Origin of the sequence: Gimesia algae (assembly GCF_007746795.1) — a bacterium.
Taxonomy (GTDB): Bacteria; Planctomycetota; Planctomycetia; order Planctomycetales; family Planctomycetaceae; genus Gimesia; species Gimesia algae.
In genome coordinates this window covers 5,261,534-5,278,647 of record NZ_CP036343.1, presented here as the reverse complement: position 1 = coordinate 5,278,647, position 17,114 = coordinate 5,261,534, and the positions used below count along the sequence as shown (strand labels likewise).

The window sequence follows — 17,114 nt, the reverse complement described above, 5'->3', positions numbered from 1 at the left end:
ATAGAAAGAGGATGTTGTAAAATATCTGTCGTCAGAGACGGCAGAATAGCGTCTGCCGTTTTTCTTACGCCTGGCTCTGATCAATTGATTGCAAAAGATTGACCATTTCAATGGCAGCCAGGGCGGCTTCTCCACCTTTATTGCCAACTTTTCCGCCAGCACGATCCATCGCCTGTTCCATTGTCTCACAGGTCAGCACGCCAAACAGGACGGGCACGCCACTTTCCTGGCTGCATCGCATGATGCCGGCTGCCACCTGATGATTAATATAATCATGATGCATCGTACTTCCCTGGATCACAGCACCCAGACAGCAGACAGCCTTGTACTTACCACTTTTGGCCAGTCGGTCTGCAACGAGTGGCAGTTCAAACGATCCGGGAACCCAGAGCACTGTGATGTTTTCTTCAGAACCGCCATGACGACGAAACGTCTCCAGGGCGCCTTCCAGCAGTCTGCGTGTAATCAGCTCATTCCAGCGGGAAACGACAATCGCGAAACTCGCATCACGAACCAGTAAATCGCCTTCAATCAGTTTATGCTTCATCGAGGTGGTAACTTATCAATCTACAATAAAAACAGCGGTCAACAGACTATCATCTGCAATCAGCAGCTTAGCCCAGGTTCATACTTAATAAAAATTCTTCATTCGTTTTTGTACGACGCATTCGGGTAGTGAGCAACTCCATGGCATCTACCGGATTCATATCATTGAGCACACGTCTGAGTATCCAGACCCGGCGAAGTTCTTCCTCATCCATCAGCAGTTCTTCGCGGCGCGTACCCGATTTATTGACATCAATTGCTGGCCAGATACGTTTTTCAACCATTCTGCGGTCCAGATGCAATTCGGTATTACCAGTTCCTTTAAATTCTTCAAAGATGACTTCATCCATCCGGCTACCTGTATCAACCAGTGCAGTAGCAACAATAGTCAGGCTGCCTCCTTCTTCTACATTCCGCGCTGCACCGAAAAATCGTTTGGGGTGCTGTAATGCATTCGCATCCACACCACCAGAGAGAATTTTTCCGGAGTGAGGAACTTCTGTGTTCCAGGCGCGAGCGAGACGGGTAATCGAATCAAGGAAGATGACAACATCTTCGCCATATTCAACCATACGTTTTGCTTTTTCGATGACCATTTCCGAGACCTGAATATGGCGGCTTGGTGGTTCATCGAAGGTACTGCTGACGACTTCACAGCGGTCTCCGCCTACCTGGCGTTCCATGTCGGTCACTTCTTCCGGGCGTTCGTCAATCAGTAAAATGAAGACATAGGCATCGGGATGACTTCCGAGCACACATTTTGCCATTTCCTGCAGCATGACCGTCTTACCGGCACGAGGAGGCGAGACAATCAAACCACGTTGTCCCATTCCGACGGGCGCAATCAGGTCCACGATTCTGGTACTCAGGTTCCCTGCAGACGAGGAAAGTCTGAGACGTTCTTTCGGATGCAGTGGAGTCAGATCATCGAAGAAGACTTTAGTTGTCAAAATCTCGGGATCACAGCCATTGACGGCTTCTACCCGCAGTAAGGCGAAATAGCGTTCGTTCTCTTTGGGAGGACGAATCTGGCCAGCAACGATGGCTCCCGTTCGCAGACCAAAGCGGCGAATCTGGCTGGGGGAGACATAAATATCATCGGGACAGGGAAGGTAGTGATAATCGGGACTTCGTAGAAATCCAAAACCATCCGGCAGGATTTCCAGAGTTCCTTCTCCAAACATCAGGCCATTGACTTTGGTACGTTCTTTCAGGATCTTAAAAATCAGATCCTGTTTTTTGAGGCCCGTATATTCTGTGAGGTTCTCTTCTTTTGCCAGCTGCATCAGATCTTTCATCGTCAGTTTCTGCAGGTCGGCGATATGAATCTCACTCTGTTTGATTTTCTCGTACCGTTCATCTGCGGCTCTGGTAATGGCGGATTCGCGCTGATGCCGCGTTACGGGTTTTTCCCGTTTGGAGTCTTGATCTAACTCGCTGATATTTTTTGAAGCCACAGTTCCGTCATTTTCAGATGTCTGAAGTTTTATGGATTTGGCCATAGTGAATGCTTTCCGAATTACAAAATTTAGTGAGATGAAGTCGTGTGGAGTTCTGGAGTCAATGTAGATGTGTTGAACGCGAAGATTAACTAACCTCTGGAAAGGTTCTCTGAGTGAAAAGGCATGAGCGGGTTGTTATGAATTCATCAAAGAAGAGCTTCTTATTTAGATTGTTTCAATGACTTAAGATGCAGAGGAGACATCCGAAGTTCGTCAAATAATCTATTAATTTGTAATTTTTTGTTTCCGAATTGAATCTATGAACTTTGAAAGATCTAAGCCAGCTGATTCCAGGTCCTGACCATTTTGAATCAAACCATCTGCCAGTTTCCGTTTTTCTGAGAGAGGCAGTTGATGTTTTTCCCGTTTGGTTAACTCTGTTTCTGACCATCCCCGGTTTTGAGTCACCCGTTTGAGGCGTTGCTCGAAAGGACAGTCGATAAATACGATTTGATCACACAGCTCTTTCCAGCCCGCTTCTACGATCACAGCGGCATCGACCAGGATGACATCGACCTGATTCAGAGATCGGGCCGCTTGAATTTCCTGTTCCAGCCTGCGATGTATTGCTGGATGGACTATGGTTTCGAGTTGTTTTAATGACTTTTGATGTTGTTTTGATTCTCCAAAAACAAGTCTGGCCAGTTCAGATCGAGAAATCGTTCCCCGTTCATTGAACACCACAGATCCAAACTGCTCTCGAATTTTCTCTTGAATATCAGGTAATTCAAGTACCTCATGTCCAATCCGATCTGCGTCTATCACAACAGCAGGTCGAAGCGATTTGACTTTATTGGCAACCGCACTTTTGCCTGATCCGATCCCTCCAATCAGGGCTATCGTGGGAATGAATGTATGACGAGACACAAGATGGTTGTGACAACTTGCAATGGTGGAAAATGGTTTGTTTACACATTCCTTCGCAACAGAAACTTACCACACAGGAGGTTTATGATTGCTGAATCCCTTAGCAACTAGTAGATGAGACACATAGGCGTGCATTAATATCGTTACCGATAGCGTACAGGTTGTCAACAAAAAAAAGGAAAGATCGCTATTTTACGCTTAAATTTTATATTTCTGTCGGACAGGTTTCAAATCCCCCGTCAGAACTCCCTGTTTTGTAGATTATTTCAGCCGACTTTTCAGGCGTATTCAGTAAAGATTACGAGTGAGCAATTTCCAGCGGGTTCTGTTCCAGCCAGTTGAGTCCGCTCGACATATCCACAATCAGGGGAACTTCGAGATTCATGGCGGATTCCATCTCTTCCCGTACGATCAGGCCCAGAGTGTCCAGCGCGGTGAGCGGCACTTCGAACACCAGTTCATCGTGGATTTGCATGAGCATGCGCCCCGGGTGCTGTTCCTGTTTTATTCGATCACTGACATTCAGCATCGCTTGTTTAATCAGGTCGGCTGCAGACCCCTGAATGACGGTATTGATCGCGGTTCTCTCGGGCATGTTGAGCTGTTTTTGCACACCTCCCCGGACTCCCTGAATTTCACGTTTTCTGCCACAGATTGTTGTGACATAATTTTGTTTTGCACAATCTTCGAGGATCTGATCCAGAAATTCTCTGACCCCCTGATATCTTGCAAAATAGTCTTCGATGAATCCAGCGGCTTCCGATTGAGGGATACCGATGGCTTCTGATAAACCAAACGGGCTCTGACCGTAGATCACACCGAAGTTGACCGCTTTCGCAGTGCGACGCATGTTGCTGTCGACCTGATCATGAGGGACAGAATAGATATCGGAGGCGACGGCTGTGTGAATGTCAGCCCCTTCGCGGAACGCCTGGCTTAGTGCGACATCTTGACTCAGGTGTGCCAGCACCCGGAGTTCGATCTGTGAATAATCGGCACAGAGCAGCCTCCAGCTCTCATCCTGGGGAATGAATGCTTTGCGAATCTGCCGTCCTTCTTCTGTTCGTACCGGTATGTTCTGCAGATTGGGATCACTCGAGCTCAGTCGGCCTGTGGCGGCAACGACCTGATTAAAGCTGGCATGGATTCGACCTGTTTCTGGATTAACAAGATCGGGCAGCGCATCCAGGTAGGTGCTCTTTAGTTTGGAGAGATGTCGATGTTCTGTGATCTTGGCGGGCAGGGCATGCAGCGGTGCCAGCTTCTCCAGTACACTCTGATCCGTGCTGGGGCCCGTTTTTGTTTTTTTAAAGACGGGCAAGTTCAGTTCCTCGAATAACACCGTTCGGAGTTGCAGTGGGGAGGCAATGTTAAATTCATGGCCTGCCATTTCGTGGATTTCGCCGATCAGCGTCATTAACCGTTTCTCAAGCAGTTGACTCTGCTGCTTGAGTTCTGTGGTGTCGACTTTAATTCCTGTGAATTCCATCTCGGCCAGTATGGAAATGAGCGGTCGTTCCAGATCCCAGTAGAGGTCCCATAACCCGGCATGTTTGAGCTCTTCCTGCAGGATCCGCGAGAGCTGCCAGGCTATTTCAGCATCTTCGACGGCGTATTCGGCGACTTTATCGACGTCGACTTCAAACATCTTCTTCTGCTGTTTGCCGGAGCCGATCAGATCGGAGATGGGAATCATGGTATGCTGCAGATACCGCTCTGACAGTTTGTCGAGACTGTGTCCGCGCTCGCCGGCGCTGATCAGATAGCTGGCCACCATGGGGTCGATGCTGACTCCCTGCAGAAACACGCCTACCCGCATCAGTACGACCATGTCATATTTGATATTCTGATTGGTGATCAGGATCTCGGGGTCTTCCAGAATTGGTTTCAGATGTTCCAGGACATATTGAGGATCCAGGGATGACTGGCCTGTAGGGCCTTCGACTGGAATATAAAATCCGCGGTGTTTTTCCCAGCTGATGGCCCAGCCTACAATTTCCGCTTCTGCAGGCTTCAATCCCGTTGTTTCCAGGTCGACACAGAATTCGTCCTGTTCTTTAAGCAGGGCCAGGAATGTTTCAAACGCCGATTTGCTGTCAATGGTTTCGCGGACCCGCTCGACAGGTTCTGAGGGGGCTCCGGTCGAGAGTTCCTTCTTCATCTCTTCAGCAAAGCGACGAAATCCAAAATCGACGAACAACTGATGTAAACGTTCGCGGTCCGGATGAGTTAATCGGGATGCTTCCCAGTCGATGTTGAGGTCCAGTGACTGATTCAAGGTAACCAGTTCTCTCGACATGCGGGCCTGATCGGCGAATTCTTTCAGGTTTTGCTGCAGTTTTGGCCCTTTCGCTTTGTCTGCATTGGCCAGAACACCTTCCAGGGTTCCAAACTGTTCGATCAGAGTCTGTGCCTTTTTAGGTCCCACCAGTGGAACCCCGGGAATATTATCCACGCTGTCACCGACCAGGGATTGAAAATCAATCACCTGATCAGGTCGAACGCCCCAGTCTGTCTGGACTGCTTCAGAGTCCATGAACTGATTTTTGCGAATATTGTAGAGTCGGATGGCATCATTGATGAGTTGTCTGGCATCTTTGTCATTGGTGACGATGGTGGTTTCGATCCCTTTTTCATTCGCCAGACGGGCAATGGTGGCAAATACGTCGTCTGCTTCCCAGCCGGGGCATTCGATGACGGGGACCTGAAACCCTCTGACGACGTCCATGATGTGGGGGATTTGCGGAACCAGATCTTCGGGCATCGCGGAGCGATTGGCCTTATATTCAGGGTAGAGATCTTTTCGTGTACCCGGACCGCTGGAGTCCATGGCAAAGATTAAATAATCAGGAGCGTGCGTTTTAATAATGTTCAGGATATCACGGGTGATGCCGAATATGGCATTGGTGGGTTGTCCCGTGGGGCCGGTCATAGCCGGCACAGCATGAAAAACCTGAAATACCAGAGAAAACGTATCAATGATGTAAAGTGTTTCTTTCATAAAGATTTAGCTTTACCTGAAATTTTAAAAAGGGATTGCCGAAACTGAAAACATGCAGATGTTGTATCTTCAATAAGGAGCCGTTGCGGGAAAGTAAGTCACCGGCTCTGCGACCTGTGCGGTTCATTATTGGTGAGTGTGGCGCTGATCGCCATCAACAGACCTCCTGAAGTCGAAACTCAACGAAATCTTTTCGTCGTATTGCCAGAGAACTCTGGTTTACTGGTATTTTGTGTAGTTTTTCAAAGAGTTCAAGCCAAGGGAGAAGTGAGAGAACTAATTCTCAGCACACTGGATAGAATCAGAATGCTGCTTGACACTGGTTTTTCTGCATTTAGAATAAAGTAAAGCAAGATGCTGGTTTTTCAGAATCATCTCATACCGGCGCTCCGAGGCTCCTTCGAGCCTGTGATGGAACATGACTGAAAATATTTTACACATCAGACACGAACCGCCAGGGTGCTGAACTGCACCTGATTGTTACTTGAATATCCTTAAGGTTTAAAAACATGGCTGCCAGTAAACCAACTGCTGTTCACTTTTCACTGATCTTTTTTGTTATGACCACCCTGATTGGTAGCGTGGCTGCTTATCTGGGGTATTCCGATCTGGCAGAAACGAATGTCAAGTTGGATCAGGCTCTGAAAGATTCACAGCGCGATAACATTGCCGTTCGTAAACTGGATGAAGAAGTGGATAAGCTGAAAAAGCTGATTGGTAATGAGCAGGAAGATGTGGGCGCGGTGAATAAGACACCCAATACGGTGATTGGTGCCACAGAACTGGATATTAAAAATCACGCTGGTGTGCTGGCAGAGGCCACGATCAAGAGTACACTGATCAAGCTCTCTGCCCAGTTAGATCAGACCAAAACTGAGCTGGCTGCAGAGCAGAAAGCCAAAAATGAACTGGAAGCAGCCTTTCAGCAACTGAAGGGCAATATGGATAAGGAAATTGATGTGCATCGCAAGGCCCGTGGAAGTTCTGAGAAGGATCTCGCTGACACTCAGAAAGTCAAAGAAGAAGAGGTCGGTGCCAAAGATCAGCAGATCGCTGCCTTGCAGAAAGAAAATGAAGAAATTCTGATCGAACTGGATCAACTGCGTGAAACCAATGCCAAAACCATTAAAGATCTGGAAAACAAGAATAACACCTATGCCAGTCTGATTGATACGCTCCGCAGCCGTCTTGATCAGGTTCAGAAGTTTAGTTTTGAAGTACCCGATGGCGTGGTCCGTACCGTTGATAACAGTACCGGGGTTGTCTGGATTAATCTGGGCGAAGCGGATCGTCTCCCCAAGCGAATGACATTCAGTGTGTATCGGAAAGCACATCAGGGAATTGGCCGCGGAGAAGAAGATATTATTGGTGCCATTGAAGTGACTAAAATTCTTGGACCTCACCTGTCCGAAGCCCGAATTGTCGGCGACGACATTTATCAGCCCATCAGCCCTGGCGATCCCATTTATACTCCACTCTGGGGGGTAGGACGTCCTGAAACCTTTGCCATTTCAGGGATTATTGATCTGGATGGGGATGGGAAATCGGATATGGATCTGCTGAAACGCGTGATTGAGAATGCCAATGCCAAAATTGACAATCAGGTTACTGAAAATGGGGAACGCATTGGTGACGGTTTAACCGTGCATACCAAGTTCCTGGTAATTGGTCAATCGCCTGATGTCGAATCAGCAAAAACTGACGAACAGCGTGACAAGATGCAGGAACTGCTGGCCAAGATGAAAGAGATTCGTGAAGAAGCCCGTCTGAAAGCCGTGCGTGTGATCGGTATCAATGACTTCTTAAGTTATATCGGTTACAAGCCACAGCGGCGATTGTTTGTGCCAGGTTCTGGAGTGAAGTCTCCTATTAAGCAGGGAGCAAAAGTTACCGGTGTGAATGACTCTTCTTCAGGCTCAGTCTCGCAGGTCTTCACTCGAAGTAAACGTCTGAAACAGCAAACTTCTTCCGGTCAGAATTCTAAAGTGTTTGGAACTGGTAAATAACCCGGTTTTGTTCAAGCCCATAATTAAATGTAAAAACCGCGGTTGCCTGATAGCGACCGCGGTTTTTTTGTAGCTGTTACCCTGGTTTCCAGGCAGCAGTCAGTTTAAGCTTTCTGCTGTCTGGGTTTACCCTTCGATTTGAATCGCTTGCGTTTGGGGGCACCTGATTCAGTCTGATCATCAAGTCGGGAGATGCGTAACTGTTGTCCGGAGACCCAGACATTTTTTAATGCCCGGAATATATCGCGAGGCATGCCTTCCGGAAGATCAACAGTGCTGTATTCATCGAAGATATTGATTCGTCCGATGTACTGGCTGTCCAGATTCGCTTCGTTTGCGATTGCACCCACAATATTACCCGGTTTCACACCGTGGCTATGGCCGACTTGAACGCGGAAACGTTCCATGCCTTCCTCAGGTGATTCACTGGTTGCCCGTTCCCGTTTGGGAGCAAAAACTTTCTCTTTATCTTTTGTGAACTCTTTATCTTTAGAGAAACGGCGTTCCGACTGGAACTGAGGTTTTCCGGATCTGTCCCGCTGCCTTTGCGGGGTTTCCCGGTGGGAGCTTTCTCTTTGAGGTGTCTCTTTGAGGAATAGCGGACGTTTTCCCTGGAACATACAGGCCAGGGCGGCTGCGATATCGATCTCAGAACGCTCTGATTCTGCTTTGAATTCACTCATTAGTTTCTGGAACTGTTCGAAGTCAGGACTATCCATGGCTTTCGTAACAGACTCTTTAAAACGTTCTGTACGTCGCTTATTGATTTGATTGATGGAAGGCAGTTCCATTCGTTCAATCTTAAGCTTAATCGCCCGTTCGATCCCTGAGAGGGAACGCTGCTCACGCGGTGAGACGAACATAATCGCTTCACCAGTTCGACCTGCACGCCCTGTGCGCCCGATCCGATGCACGTAGGCTTCGGAATCGCCAGGCAGATCGTAGTTGATCACATGGCTGATACGATTGACGTCCAGTCCTCTGGCAGCGACGTCAGTCGCAATGACGATATTGACGTGGCCAGCCTTTAAACGTCCGACGGTACGTTCGCGTTGTTTTTGAGGGATGTCACCATTCAGGGGAGCCGCCAGAAAACCGCGTGCTTCCAGCTTTTCCGATAGTTCGGTGGTGATGCTTTTGGTACGAACGAAAATGATCACGCCATCGGTTTCTTCTGCTTCCAGAATCCGGGTCAGGGCATCCAGTTTGTGATGTCCCTTTGCGAGCCAATACCGCTGGCGGATCGTGTCTGCGGTTCGGGTTTTGTCTTTGACTGTAATTTCCTGTGGCGATTTCAGGTAATTACCGGCAATGCGCCGAATCGCTTCGGGCATCGTCGCTGAAAACAGTGCCGTCTGATGATTGTCCGGAGTCTGCTCCAGGATCCATTCTACATCGTCGATAAAGCCCATTCGCAGCATTTCGTCGGCTTCATCCAGAACCAGGCAACGCAGGTTATCGAGTTTCAGGGTACCTCGACGCATATGGTCCATCACGCGACCGGGAGTTCCCACAACGACATGGACGCCTCGTTTTAAAGGCTGCAACTGTCCTCTGAAATCAGCGCCCCCATAAATCGGCAAAACCTGGAGGCCATTGAGTTGTGAACCGTATTCTTTGAACGATTCGCCAACCTGAATCGCCAGTTCCCGGGTAGGAGCCAGAACCAGAACCTGTGGGGCTTTGAGTTCCAGATCGATTTTAGAAAGTAAAGGCAGGGCAAATGCGGCCGTTTTACCGGTTCCTGTCTGAGCCTGGCCAACCAGGTCACGTCCTTCCAGCAGATGTGGAATGGTCTGTGACTGAATTGGCGTGGGTGTGTCGTATCCTAGTTGAACCAGCGTATCCAAGATGGGCTGGCAGAGTGCTAAATCCGTAAATTTTGCCTGCGAAGAGACATCCGTTAACATACATCAACCTTTTGACGAACCTTCAGCCGGGTAGGGCTGTACGTACTCGTCGTGTAATAGAGAAAAATGGGTCGTGCAAATATTTAGAAACAGGTGAGAGTCGGCCATTCCGGACTCAGGATTCATTTTCAGGGATTGTGCCTGAAAAGAGTTCTCCTTGAAGCTCTGCTTCGTATCACCCTATTGCTACTGTTTGAGAGCGGAAACCATACAAGGTTCGGCAAATGTAGCTTTAACAACACGATAAAGATCAGCAAACAGCTGATTCTTTAATAAAGAGATTCTGGAGATCAGCCGTAAAGTGGTCAGGTCGTTTCTTACAGGCACCTGACATTTAGGGCTACTCAACGCGGGGATTATATCATTAGTACGCTTTAATTGCACGTCCTGAATCGTGAAAATCATAGAATATCTGGTTTCGTGATCAGTTCTCAGGAAAAGTGGACAAAAAGCTGTCCGGCACTTAAGTCGCGTCTCTATTTTGTTCTACAATACCTGAAATTTAGAAATCAACCCTTTTTCACCGGAGTTATTTATGGATTCACTGGATGATCCGTCGGAAAACAGGAATCAGGCAGAAGTCCCTGATGAACAGTCATTGCTCTGGCTGGAAGAGATTGAAGGCGAACGTGCGCTCGGCTGGGTGAAGGAACAAAATGCGTCGACTTTGCAGGCGTTGACCAGTGATCCGCGTTTTGAAGAATATCAGCGAGAAGCATTGCAGATTCTGACCGCCTCCGACCGGATTACCTATGGAACCCTGCGTGGTGAATTCGTTTATAACTTCTGGCGCGATGAGGAGCATGTGCGTGGTATCTGGCGGCGGATGTCTTTAAAGCGATTCAAACAGGATTCAAGGGAGTGGGATATTCTGCTGGATATAGACCAACTGGCAGAATCAGAAAAGGAAAACTGGATCTATAAGGGGGTTGACAGCCTGGGACCTGCCCACGAACGCTGCATCATTGAGCTGGCACCCGGGGGAACTGATACGGCAGTGTATCGTGAGTTTGATATTCCTTCGCGTACGTTTGTGAAGGATGGCTTTAATGTTCCGCTGGCCAAAACCAACCTCTGTTGGGAGAACCGCGATCAACTATTGATTGCGACCGACTGGGGCGAAGGGAGTCTGAACACTTCAGGTTATGCACGAATACTGAAACGCTGGAAACGGGGAACCCCTCTTTCTAAGGCAGAAACGCTGCTGGAAACAGACGTCGAAGAAACCTTTATCTATCCGATCGATCTGGAGCATGCAGGCCAGCGCGTCTGTTTTGTGATGCGGGGACATGACTTTTATCATTTCAGTTTTTACCTGGTGAATTCCGCGGGAACTTTAAGTCAACTGCCACTCCCGCCGAAATGCAGCCTGTCTGGATTGTTTGAGGGGCAGCTACTCATTGAGTTGAAAGAAGAGTGGCGTGGCTTTGCAGCAGGGGCACTGATCAGTATCTCGCTGGCAGATTTTCAGAAGACCGGTAAGATCGGGGAGGTCCTGACGGTTTATGATCCGGGGGAGACCGGCACGGTTTCACAGGTGCGATGTGCGAAGGACGCCGTTTATCTGACGGGAATCGAACATGTCTCCAGTCAGATTCGAGAATTGCGACTGCAGGATCACCAGTGGCAGGCACGACTGCTTCCCTGGGGGGCGAATGACGTCATCTCAATCAGCTCGTCAGACAGCAGCAGCAATGATCTGCTCCTGGCCCGCGACGGTTTTCTGCAACCAAACAGCCTCTATTACGTCAATTTTACAGAGGGAATCGATGAGCAACTGCAATCCACACCAGCACGGTTTGATACCAGTGGACTGACAGTTGAGAAACACTTCGCCATCAGCCGAGATAAAACCGAAGTGCCTTATTTCATCGTGTATCAAAAAGGAATGAAACTGGATCATTCTGCGCCGGTCCTGCAATACGGATACGGCGGGTTTGAAATCTCGATTTTACCTCATTACAGCCCGATTATGGGAAAACTCTGGCTGGAAAAAGGGGGCGTGTATGTACTCGCCAATATCCGCGGGGGAGGCGAATATGGCCCGCGCTGGCATGATTCTGCATTACAGGAACATCGCCAGCGGGCGTACGACGACTTTTTCGCGGTCGCAGAGGCTGTGCAAAGTAGAGGTTTCAGTTCTCCAAAACACTATGGTGTCATGGGACGCAGTAACGGAGGCCTGTTGATGGGAGTCGCTTTGACACAGCGTCCTGAGCTGTTTAATGCGATCGTGTGTGGTGTACCTCTGCTGGATATGAAACGTTTCAACAAACTGCTGGCCGGGGCCAGCTGGATGGCAGAATATGGGAATCCTGATCTTCCCGAGCAATGGGATTTTATCAGCCAGTATTCTCCCTTTCATAATTTGAAAGCAGAGCAGGCTTATCCCAAAGTTTATTTTTTCACTTCGACCAAAGATGATCGTGTTCATCCCGGTCACGCACGGAAAATGGCTGCCCGGATGGCTCAGCTGGGGCATGAGTTCTTCTACTATGAAAATATCGAAGGGGGCCACAAAGGGAACGCCAATCAGAAACAGGAAGCCATGCTTAGCGCCCTGGAGTATCTGTACCTGATGCGACAGCTCACCTGATATTTGATTGGCAACTGAGGTTTAATGTGTTTCGATAGATGAAGATTTCAAAGTCGCTTATCCTGAAATCACCCGCCTGGTTTATCCACTTGATCAACCTACTGTGAGGATCTTTCCCATGAGTTACCGCCTGCCTTGTTTCTGGATCATCCTTTGTTCTTTGACCAGTTTCAATTTGTGTGAATCAGTGACAGCCGCTGAAAAGTCAGAAACCAAGCGTCCCAATATTCTCTTGATCACAGCGGACAATCTGGGATATGGTGACCTGGGTTGCTATGGAAACCAGGTGATGAAAACTCCCGTGCTGGATCAACTGGCGGCAGAAGGAGTCAGGTTGACCGATTTTTATACCGCTTCACCCACCTGTACCGTATCAAGGGCCACGCTTTTGACGGGCCGCTATCCCCAGCGCATCGGTTTGAATCACCAGTTGAGTGCGGATGAGAACTATGGTGATGGCTTGCGGAAAAGTGAGACACTGATTCCTCAATATCTGAAACCACTGGGATATCGCACGGCCTGTTTTGGTAAATGGAATGTTGGATTTTCGCCGGGCAGTCGACCTACCGAACGGGGATTTGATGAGTTTTTCGGCTTTGCTGCAGGGAATATCGACTATTACCATCACTATTACGCAGGTCGTCATGACTTGTGGCGTGGTTTGAAGGAAGTCTTTGTCAAAGGATATTCAACAGATTTGTTCGCTGATGCCGCCTGTCAATATATTGCTGCTGAGAGCGAACAGCCGTTTTTCATCTATCTGCCTTTCAACGCCCCCCATTTTCCCAGTCAGCGAAACAAGCAGCCCGGTCAGGGGAATGAATGGCAGGCACCAGAACGCGCATTTGAAAAATATGGTTATGATCCACAGACGACGAATCCACAGGAGCGGTATCGAGCGGTCGTGACGGCACTCGACACTGCTATCGGACGCGTCTTAAAGCAACTGGATGCGAGTGGTCTCCGCGATAACACGATTGTGATCTGGTACTCGGACAATGGTGCATTCATGCTGAAAGACCGGGGGCTGGAAGTCGCCAGCAACAAACCATTACGCGACGGGGGTGTCACTCTGTGGGAAGGGGGGATCCGAGTTCCGGCGATCATTCGCTATCCCGACCATCTCAAAGCGGGCAGCGTCAGCCAAAGTCAACTGATCAGCCTGGATATTCTGCCGACATTGGTCACCCTGGCTGGCGGTCAACTACCTGCAGGGCGGATTCTGGATGGACAGGATATGCTACCGGCACTGACAGCACAGGATTCCCCGGAGCCGCGTACCTTCTTTTTCCAGTATCGCAATTTTAGCGGCGTCCGCAGGGGGAAGTATAAACTCGTTCGCATCAAACCTGATCAGCCTTTTATGCTGTTTGATCTGGAGCAGGACCTGTCAGAAACTACAAATCTGGCAGAACGTCATCCGGAGATTTTAACCGCACTCCAACAGTCGTATGCCAAGTGGGAGCGCGAAGTGGCTGAGAAATAGTCCCTGGAGAGAAAACAGAAGGTGAGCCACCGATTAGATCAGTGGTGGCTCTTCTCCATTTTCGATCTCATGATTGAGTGACTCTTCGAAAAGCAACTGGCGTTCCGAGAAACCCTCGTCCAGCGTATGCCAATAGGTCACATCATCTTCGCCGGACTTCCAGCAGAGATACACTTCCTTGCCATCACGGAGTGCAGGAAAGTTGACGACACCGAGTGCAGGGTCTTCCAGTTCAACGCCCAGTTCCCGGAGTTCGTTGATATAGGTCTCCAACTGTTCGGTATCATTTTCGATATCGAGTTCGGCCTGCAGAAGTTCTTCGCTGTAGACGGAGTCTTCGTCTCGTGCAGAAGCACCGGGGAGACGCTTGATTTCGTTGATGCGTTCACGGCGGTCATGCAGGTTCTGGTACAGCTCGACGATATCTCTGACAATCACCTGGACGAGCGGAAGACGAAGGTTGGCCTCTTCAGGTGTGAAAATCAGCTTTCTTTGTGCTTCAGCATTCATGATGAGACCTTTATTTCTTTTTGACAGTCTTCATTTCAGCGATGTGACAGCGTCGTCACATCACTGCTGATGACTGTAACTGGTTTGTCGTAAGTTTTGGGGAATTATAAGAGGATGTTCAGATTCGGCAAGTCAACTCCGTTCAAGACGCTTCGATTTCTGTTTTCTCTCACTGAAATCCAATTGTTTCATCCCTCAGTAATCTTACTGGTAAACTTGATGAGATGTTTGAGTTTTTCAAATACTTTTCCTTCATCGATCAATCGAGCGACTTTTTGAACAGCTTGCTCCAGATTTATAGCTTGTTCCGCTGCCAATAAGGCAGCTGAAGCGTTAGCGACCACAATATCGCGAGCAGGTCCCTGTTCACCATTCAGGATATTAAGAATGATTTGAGCACTTTGCTCTGAGGAGTTGACGACTAACTGACTTACGTCACATTCTGGTAATCCGAAATCCGCAGCAGTCCATTCATAATAACGCAAATCCGCGCCGATTATTTCAAAAACGGCTGTTTTTCCCCAGAGACTTACCTCATCCAGTTCTCCGTTTCCACAGACAACCAATGCATGTTTTCGACCTAATTTTAACAGGGCTTGAGCTATTTTTTCAGCAGCCTGTACAGAATTCGCCCCCAGTAACTGGTATTCTGCCTTCGCTGGATTCGTTAAAGGACCGAGGTAATTGAAGATGGTGCGGATCCCCAGTTCCCGCCGTACAGGAGCCACATGTTTCATCGCGGAATGTAACAGGGGGGCGAAACAGAAACCGATTCCTGTTTCTTTGAGACATTGCCCGATTTGTTCAGGTGTGAGTTCCAGTTTCACTCCCAGAGCCTGCAGGACATCTGAAGAACCGCTCGAACTGGACACGCTGCGGTTACCATGTTTGGCGACCGGGACACCCGCTGCGGCAGCCACAATCGCGACAGCGGTGCTGATATTGAATGTATGCAACTGATCGCCGCCTGTTCCACAGGTATCCAGCAATCCGGTGCACTCGGTAGGGATCGCCAGGGCGCGTTCCTGCATGGCCCGCGCTGCTCCGACCAACTCATCTGCTGTTTCCCCTTTCATACGGAGTGCCGTCAGCAGCGCTGCAATCTGCACCTCACTGCATTCACCCCGCATGATGGAAGAGACCGCTTCATATGCAGCTTCGCTTTCCAGGTTCTCTCCCTCAAGGATTCGATTCAGCATTGTGCTGAGTACGGTTGACATCGGTGTATTTCCAGATTCTCAAAAACAGTCGGTTCCAGTCACGAGGCAGATTATAGCAAAGACCGCTGCAGGAATCAGCCAATGAAGTGATTGATTGCCGGAAGTAATTTTATTTCATGTCATCTTCATTCTTGAATTCCCAACTGGAATCACGGGAAAAAATGCTGACTTACTTGTTGGTACAGGAATGAAACTGGTACAATCCGGTTCCATAGACGTCAGACAATCCAGTTGGTCTTCCGGTTCGCGGGAGATCATTTTACATAACGATATCCTATCGGGAGACTCCCATGCAGCGAAGTCGTTTTCTTTACTGCCTGTTGTTTCTGTCCATGACATTGACCTCGGTCAAAGCGGATGATGTGGAACAGCAGATCAAGCAGATCAAACAGGTGCAAAAGGAAGGTCAGGGGAATCAGGCTGCTTCTCAAGCCGTCCAGCAGCTTTCTAAGGCTGACTCTTCTGCTTTAATCCCGATTCTAACTAGTTTTAAAGGTGCCAATCCTCTGGCCGTCAACTGGTTGTGTGGCGCGTTTGAAGCAGTCGCCGCCAATGCGATTGCGCAGAAACAGTTACCGGCTGACAAGCTGGAAGCATTCATTCTGGATAAATCCCAGAATCCCCGGGCGCGGCGTCTGGCTTATGAAACTCTGATCAAAGTTGATCCGGAAGCCACCGATCGCATTATTCCAGGTATGATCAATGACGCCAGTGTCACTCTGCGACGTGATGCTGTTCAGCGTCTGGTTGATGAAGCCAAAGCGTTGGAAAAAGCGGGCAAGAAAGATGAAGCAAAACAGATTTATCAGCAGGCGCTGAGTGGAGCGACAGATGACGATCAGGTGAAAGCCATTGTCAAACCTCTGCGTGCTCTGGGTGAGAAGATCGATCTGCAGAAACACTTCGGTTTTTTGTCGGATTGGCAGATTATCGGTCCTTTCGATAACACCGAGAGGAAAGGTTATGAGACGGTTTACGCTCCTGAAGAGAAGCTGGATTTCTCTGCTGCATTCGAAGGCAAAGAAGGGAAGGTAAACTGGAAGTCAGTCAATACCGATGATGACTATGGTGTTTTTGATATCGCCAAAGAGCTCTCGCCTTACAAAGGGGCAGTCATGTACTGTACCGCGGACTTCTACAGTCCCGATGAACAATCTCTGGAAATTCGTCTGGGCACTCCCAATGCCTGGAAAATCTGGGTGAACGGTAAACTGTTATTCGCCCGCAATGAATATCACCGCGGGATGGTGATGGATCAATACAGTGTACCGGTAACCTTTAAGCCGGGAAAGAACGTCATCCTGCTCAAACTCTGCCAGAATGAACAGACAGAAAGCTGGGCACAGCGTTATCAGTTTCAACTGCGGATTGCCCGTCCTTCGGGTACGGGTGTGCTTTCGGAAAAACCGGAGGCGACCACCCAACTGTCGCGCTGAAGTTTCCTGTTCCTGAATCTCTGTAGGCTGTTTT

The 17,114-nt window shown here is 48.8% G+C and carries 11 protein-coding genes; 4 read left to right on the top strand and 7 right to left on the bottom strand.

Features of this window, described 5'->3' with window-relative positions:
* Positions 1 to 64: 64 nt before the first annotated feature.
* The 4 genes from ribH to polA all read right to left on the bottom strand — a co-directional run bounded on the left by ribH (position 65) and on the right by polA (position 5,916).
* Positions 65 to 547, bottom strand: a complete 483-nt coding sequence (gene ribH, locus Pan161_RS19585; RefSeq protein ID WP_145230026.1) for a 6,7-dimethyl-8-ribityllumazine synthase — start codon at positions 545 to 547, stop codon at positions 65 to 67.
* Between the two features lie 67 nt (positions 548 to 614).
* Positions 615 to 2,048, bottom strand: a complete 1,434-nt coding sequence (rho, locus tag Pan161_RS19580; protein ID WP_145230023.1) for a transcription termination factor Rho — start codon at positions 2,046 to 2,048, stop codon at positions 615 to 617.
* A gap of 225 nt (positions 2,049 to 2,273) precedes the next feature.
* Entirely contained in the window at positions 2,274 to 2,915 is a 642-nt protein-coding gene (gene coaE, locus Pan161_RS19575) for a dephospho-CoA kinase (protein WP_197995422.1), read from the bottom strand.
* Positions 2,916 to 3,213: 298 nt separating this feature from the next.
* Entirely contained in the window at positions 3,214 to 5,916 is a 2,703-nt protein-coding gene (gene polA, locus Pan161_RS19570) for a DNA polymerase I (protein WP_145230019.1), read from the bottom strand.
* 509 nt (positions 5,917 to 6,425) lie between these two features.
* Here polA and Pan161_RS19565 point away from each other — a divergent pair.
* On the top strand, positions 6,426 to 7,922 hold the full coding sequence (locus Pan161_RS19565; protein ID WP_145230017.1) for a hypothetical protein: 1,497 nt from the start codon (positions 6,426 to 6,428) through the stop codon (positions 7,920 to 7,922).
* Between the two features lie 104 nt (positions 7,923 to 8,026).
* Here Pan161_RS19565 and Pan161_RS19560 read toward each other — a convergent pair whose 3' ends face one another.
* Positions 8,027 to 9,832 (bottom strand): DEAD/DEAH box helicase, encoded by a 1,806-nt coding sequence (locus tag Pan161_RS19560; RefSeq protein WP_145230015.1) that lies wholly within the window; start codon positions 9,830 to 9,832, stop codon positions 8,027 to 8,029.
* A gap of 535 nt (positions 9,833 to 10,367) precedes the next feature.
* On the opposite strand from Pan161_RS19560, the gene Pan161_RS19555 reads away from it, so the two are divergent.
* Positions 10,368 to 12,428 (top strand): prolyl oligopeptidase family serine peptidase, encoded by a 2,061-nt coding sequence (locus Pan161_RS19555; protein ID WP_145230013.1) that lies wholly within the window; start codon positions 10,368 to 10,370, stop codon positions 12,426 to 12,428.
* A gap of 118 nt (positions 12,429 to 12,546) precedes the next feature.
* Positions 12,547 to 13,914, top strand: a complete 1,368-nt coding sequence (locus Pan161_RS19550) for a sulfatase-like hydrolase/transferase (protein WP_145230011.1) — start codon at positions 12,547 to 12,549, stop codon at positions 13,912 to 13,914.
* A 33-nt stretch (positions 13,915 to 13,947) separates the two neighbouring features.
* On the opposite strand, the gene Pan161_RS19545 is transcribed toward Pan161_RS19550, so the two are convergent.
* Complete coding sequence (locus Pan161_RS19545; protein WP_145230009.1) at positions 13,948 to 14,424, bottom strand: DUF2203 domain-containing protein; 477 nt, start codon at positions 14,422 to 14,424, stop codon at positions 13,948 to 13,950.
* A 188-nt stretch (positions 14,425 to 14,612) separates the two neighbouring features.
* Positions 14,613 to 15,644: an anthranilate phosphoribosyltransferase gene (gene trpD / locus Pan161_RS19540; RefSeq protein ID WP_197995421.1), complete on the bottom strand. Its 1,032-nt coding sequence runs from the start codon at positions 15,642 to 15,644 to the stop codon at positions 14,613 to 14,615.
* 290 nt (positions 15,645 to 15,934) lie between these two features.
* Here trpD and Pan161_RS19535 point away from each other — a divergent pair, with 290 nt between their 5' ends.
* Positions 15,935 to 17,080: a hypothetical protein gene (locus Pan161_RS19535; protein ID WP_145230007.1), complete on the top strand. Its 1,146-nt coding sequence runs from the start codon at positions 15,935 to 15,937 to the stop codon at positions 17,078 to 17,080.
* Positions 17,081 to 17,114 lie beyond the last annotated feature (34 nt).

What these genes read in the sequence shown, in the direction of transcription:
- Pan161_RS19555 (WP_145230013.1), top strand. Translation starts at nt 10,368, where the DNA reads ATGGATTCACTGGATGATCCGTCGGAAAACAGGAATCAGGCAGAAGTC.
- Pan161_RS19560 (WP_145230015.1), bottom strand. Translation starts at nt 9,832, where the DNA reads ATGTTAACGGATGTCTCTTCGCAGGCAAAATTTACGGATTTAGCACTC.
- Pan161_RS19535 (WP_145230007.1), top strand. Translation starts at nt 15,935, where the DNA reads ATGCAGCGAAGTCGTTTTCTTTACTGCCTGTTGTTTCTGTCCATGACA.
- ribH (WP_145230026.1), bottom strand. Translation starts at nt 547, where the DNA reads ATGAAGCATAAACTGATTGAAGGCGATTTACTGGTTCGTGATGCGAGT.
- trpD (WP_197995421.1), bottom strand. Translation starts at nt 15,644, where the DNA reads ATGTCAACCGTACTCAGCACAATGCTGAATCGAATCCTTGAGGGAGAG.
- Pan161_RS19565 (WP_145230017.1), top strand. Translation starts at nt 6,426, where the DNA reads ATGGCTGCCAGTAAACCAACTGCTGTTCACTTTTCACTGATCTTTTTT.
- polA (WP_145230019.1), bottom strand. Translation starts at nt 5,916, where the DNA reads ATGAAAGAAACACTTTACATCATTGATACGTTTTCTCTGGTATTTCAG.
- Pan161_RS19550 (WP_145230011.1), top strand. Translation starts at nt 12,547, where the DNA reads ATGAGTTACCGCCTGCCTTGTTTCTGGATCATCCTTTGTTCTTTGACC.
- rho (WP_145230023.1), bottom strand. Translation starts at nt 2,048, where the DNA reads ATGGCCAAATCCATAAAACTTCAGACATCTGAAAATGACGGAACTGTG.
- Pan161_RS19545 (WP_145230009.1), bottom strand. Translation starts at nt 14,424, where the DNA reads ATGAATGCTGAAGCACAAAGAAAGCTGATTTTCACACCTGAAGAGGCC.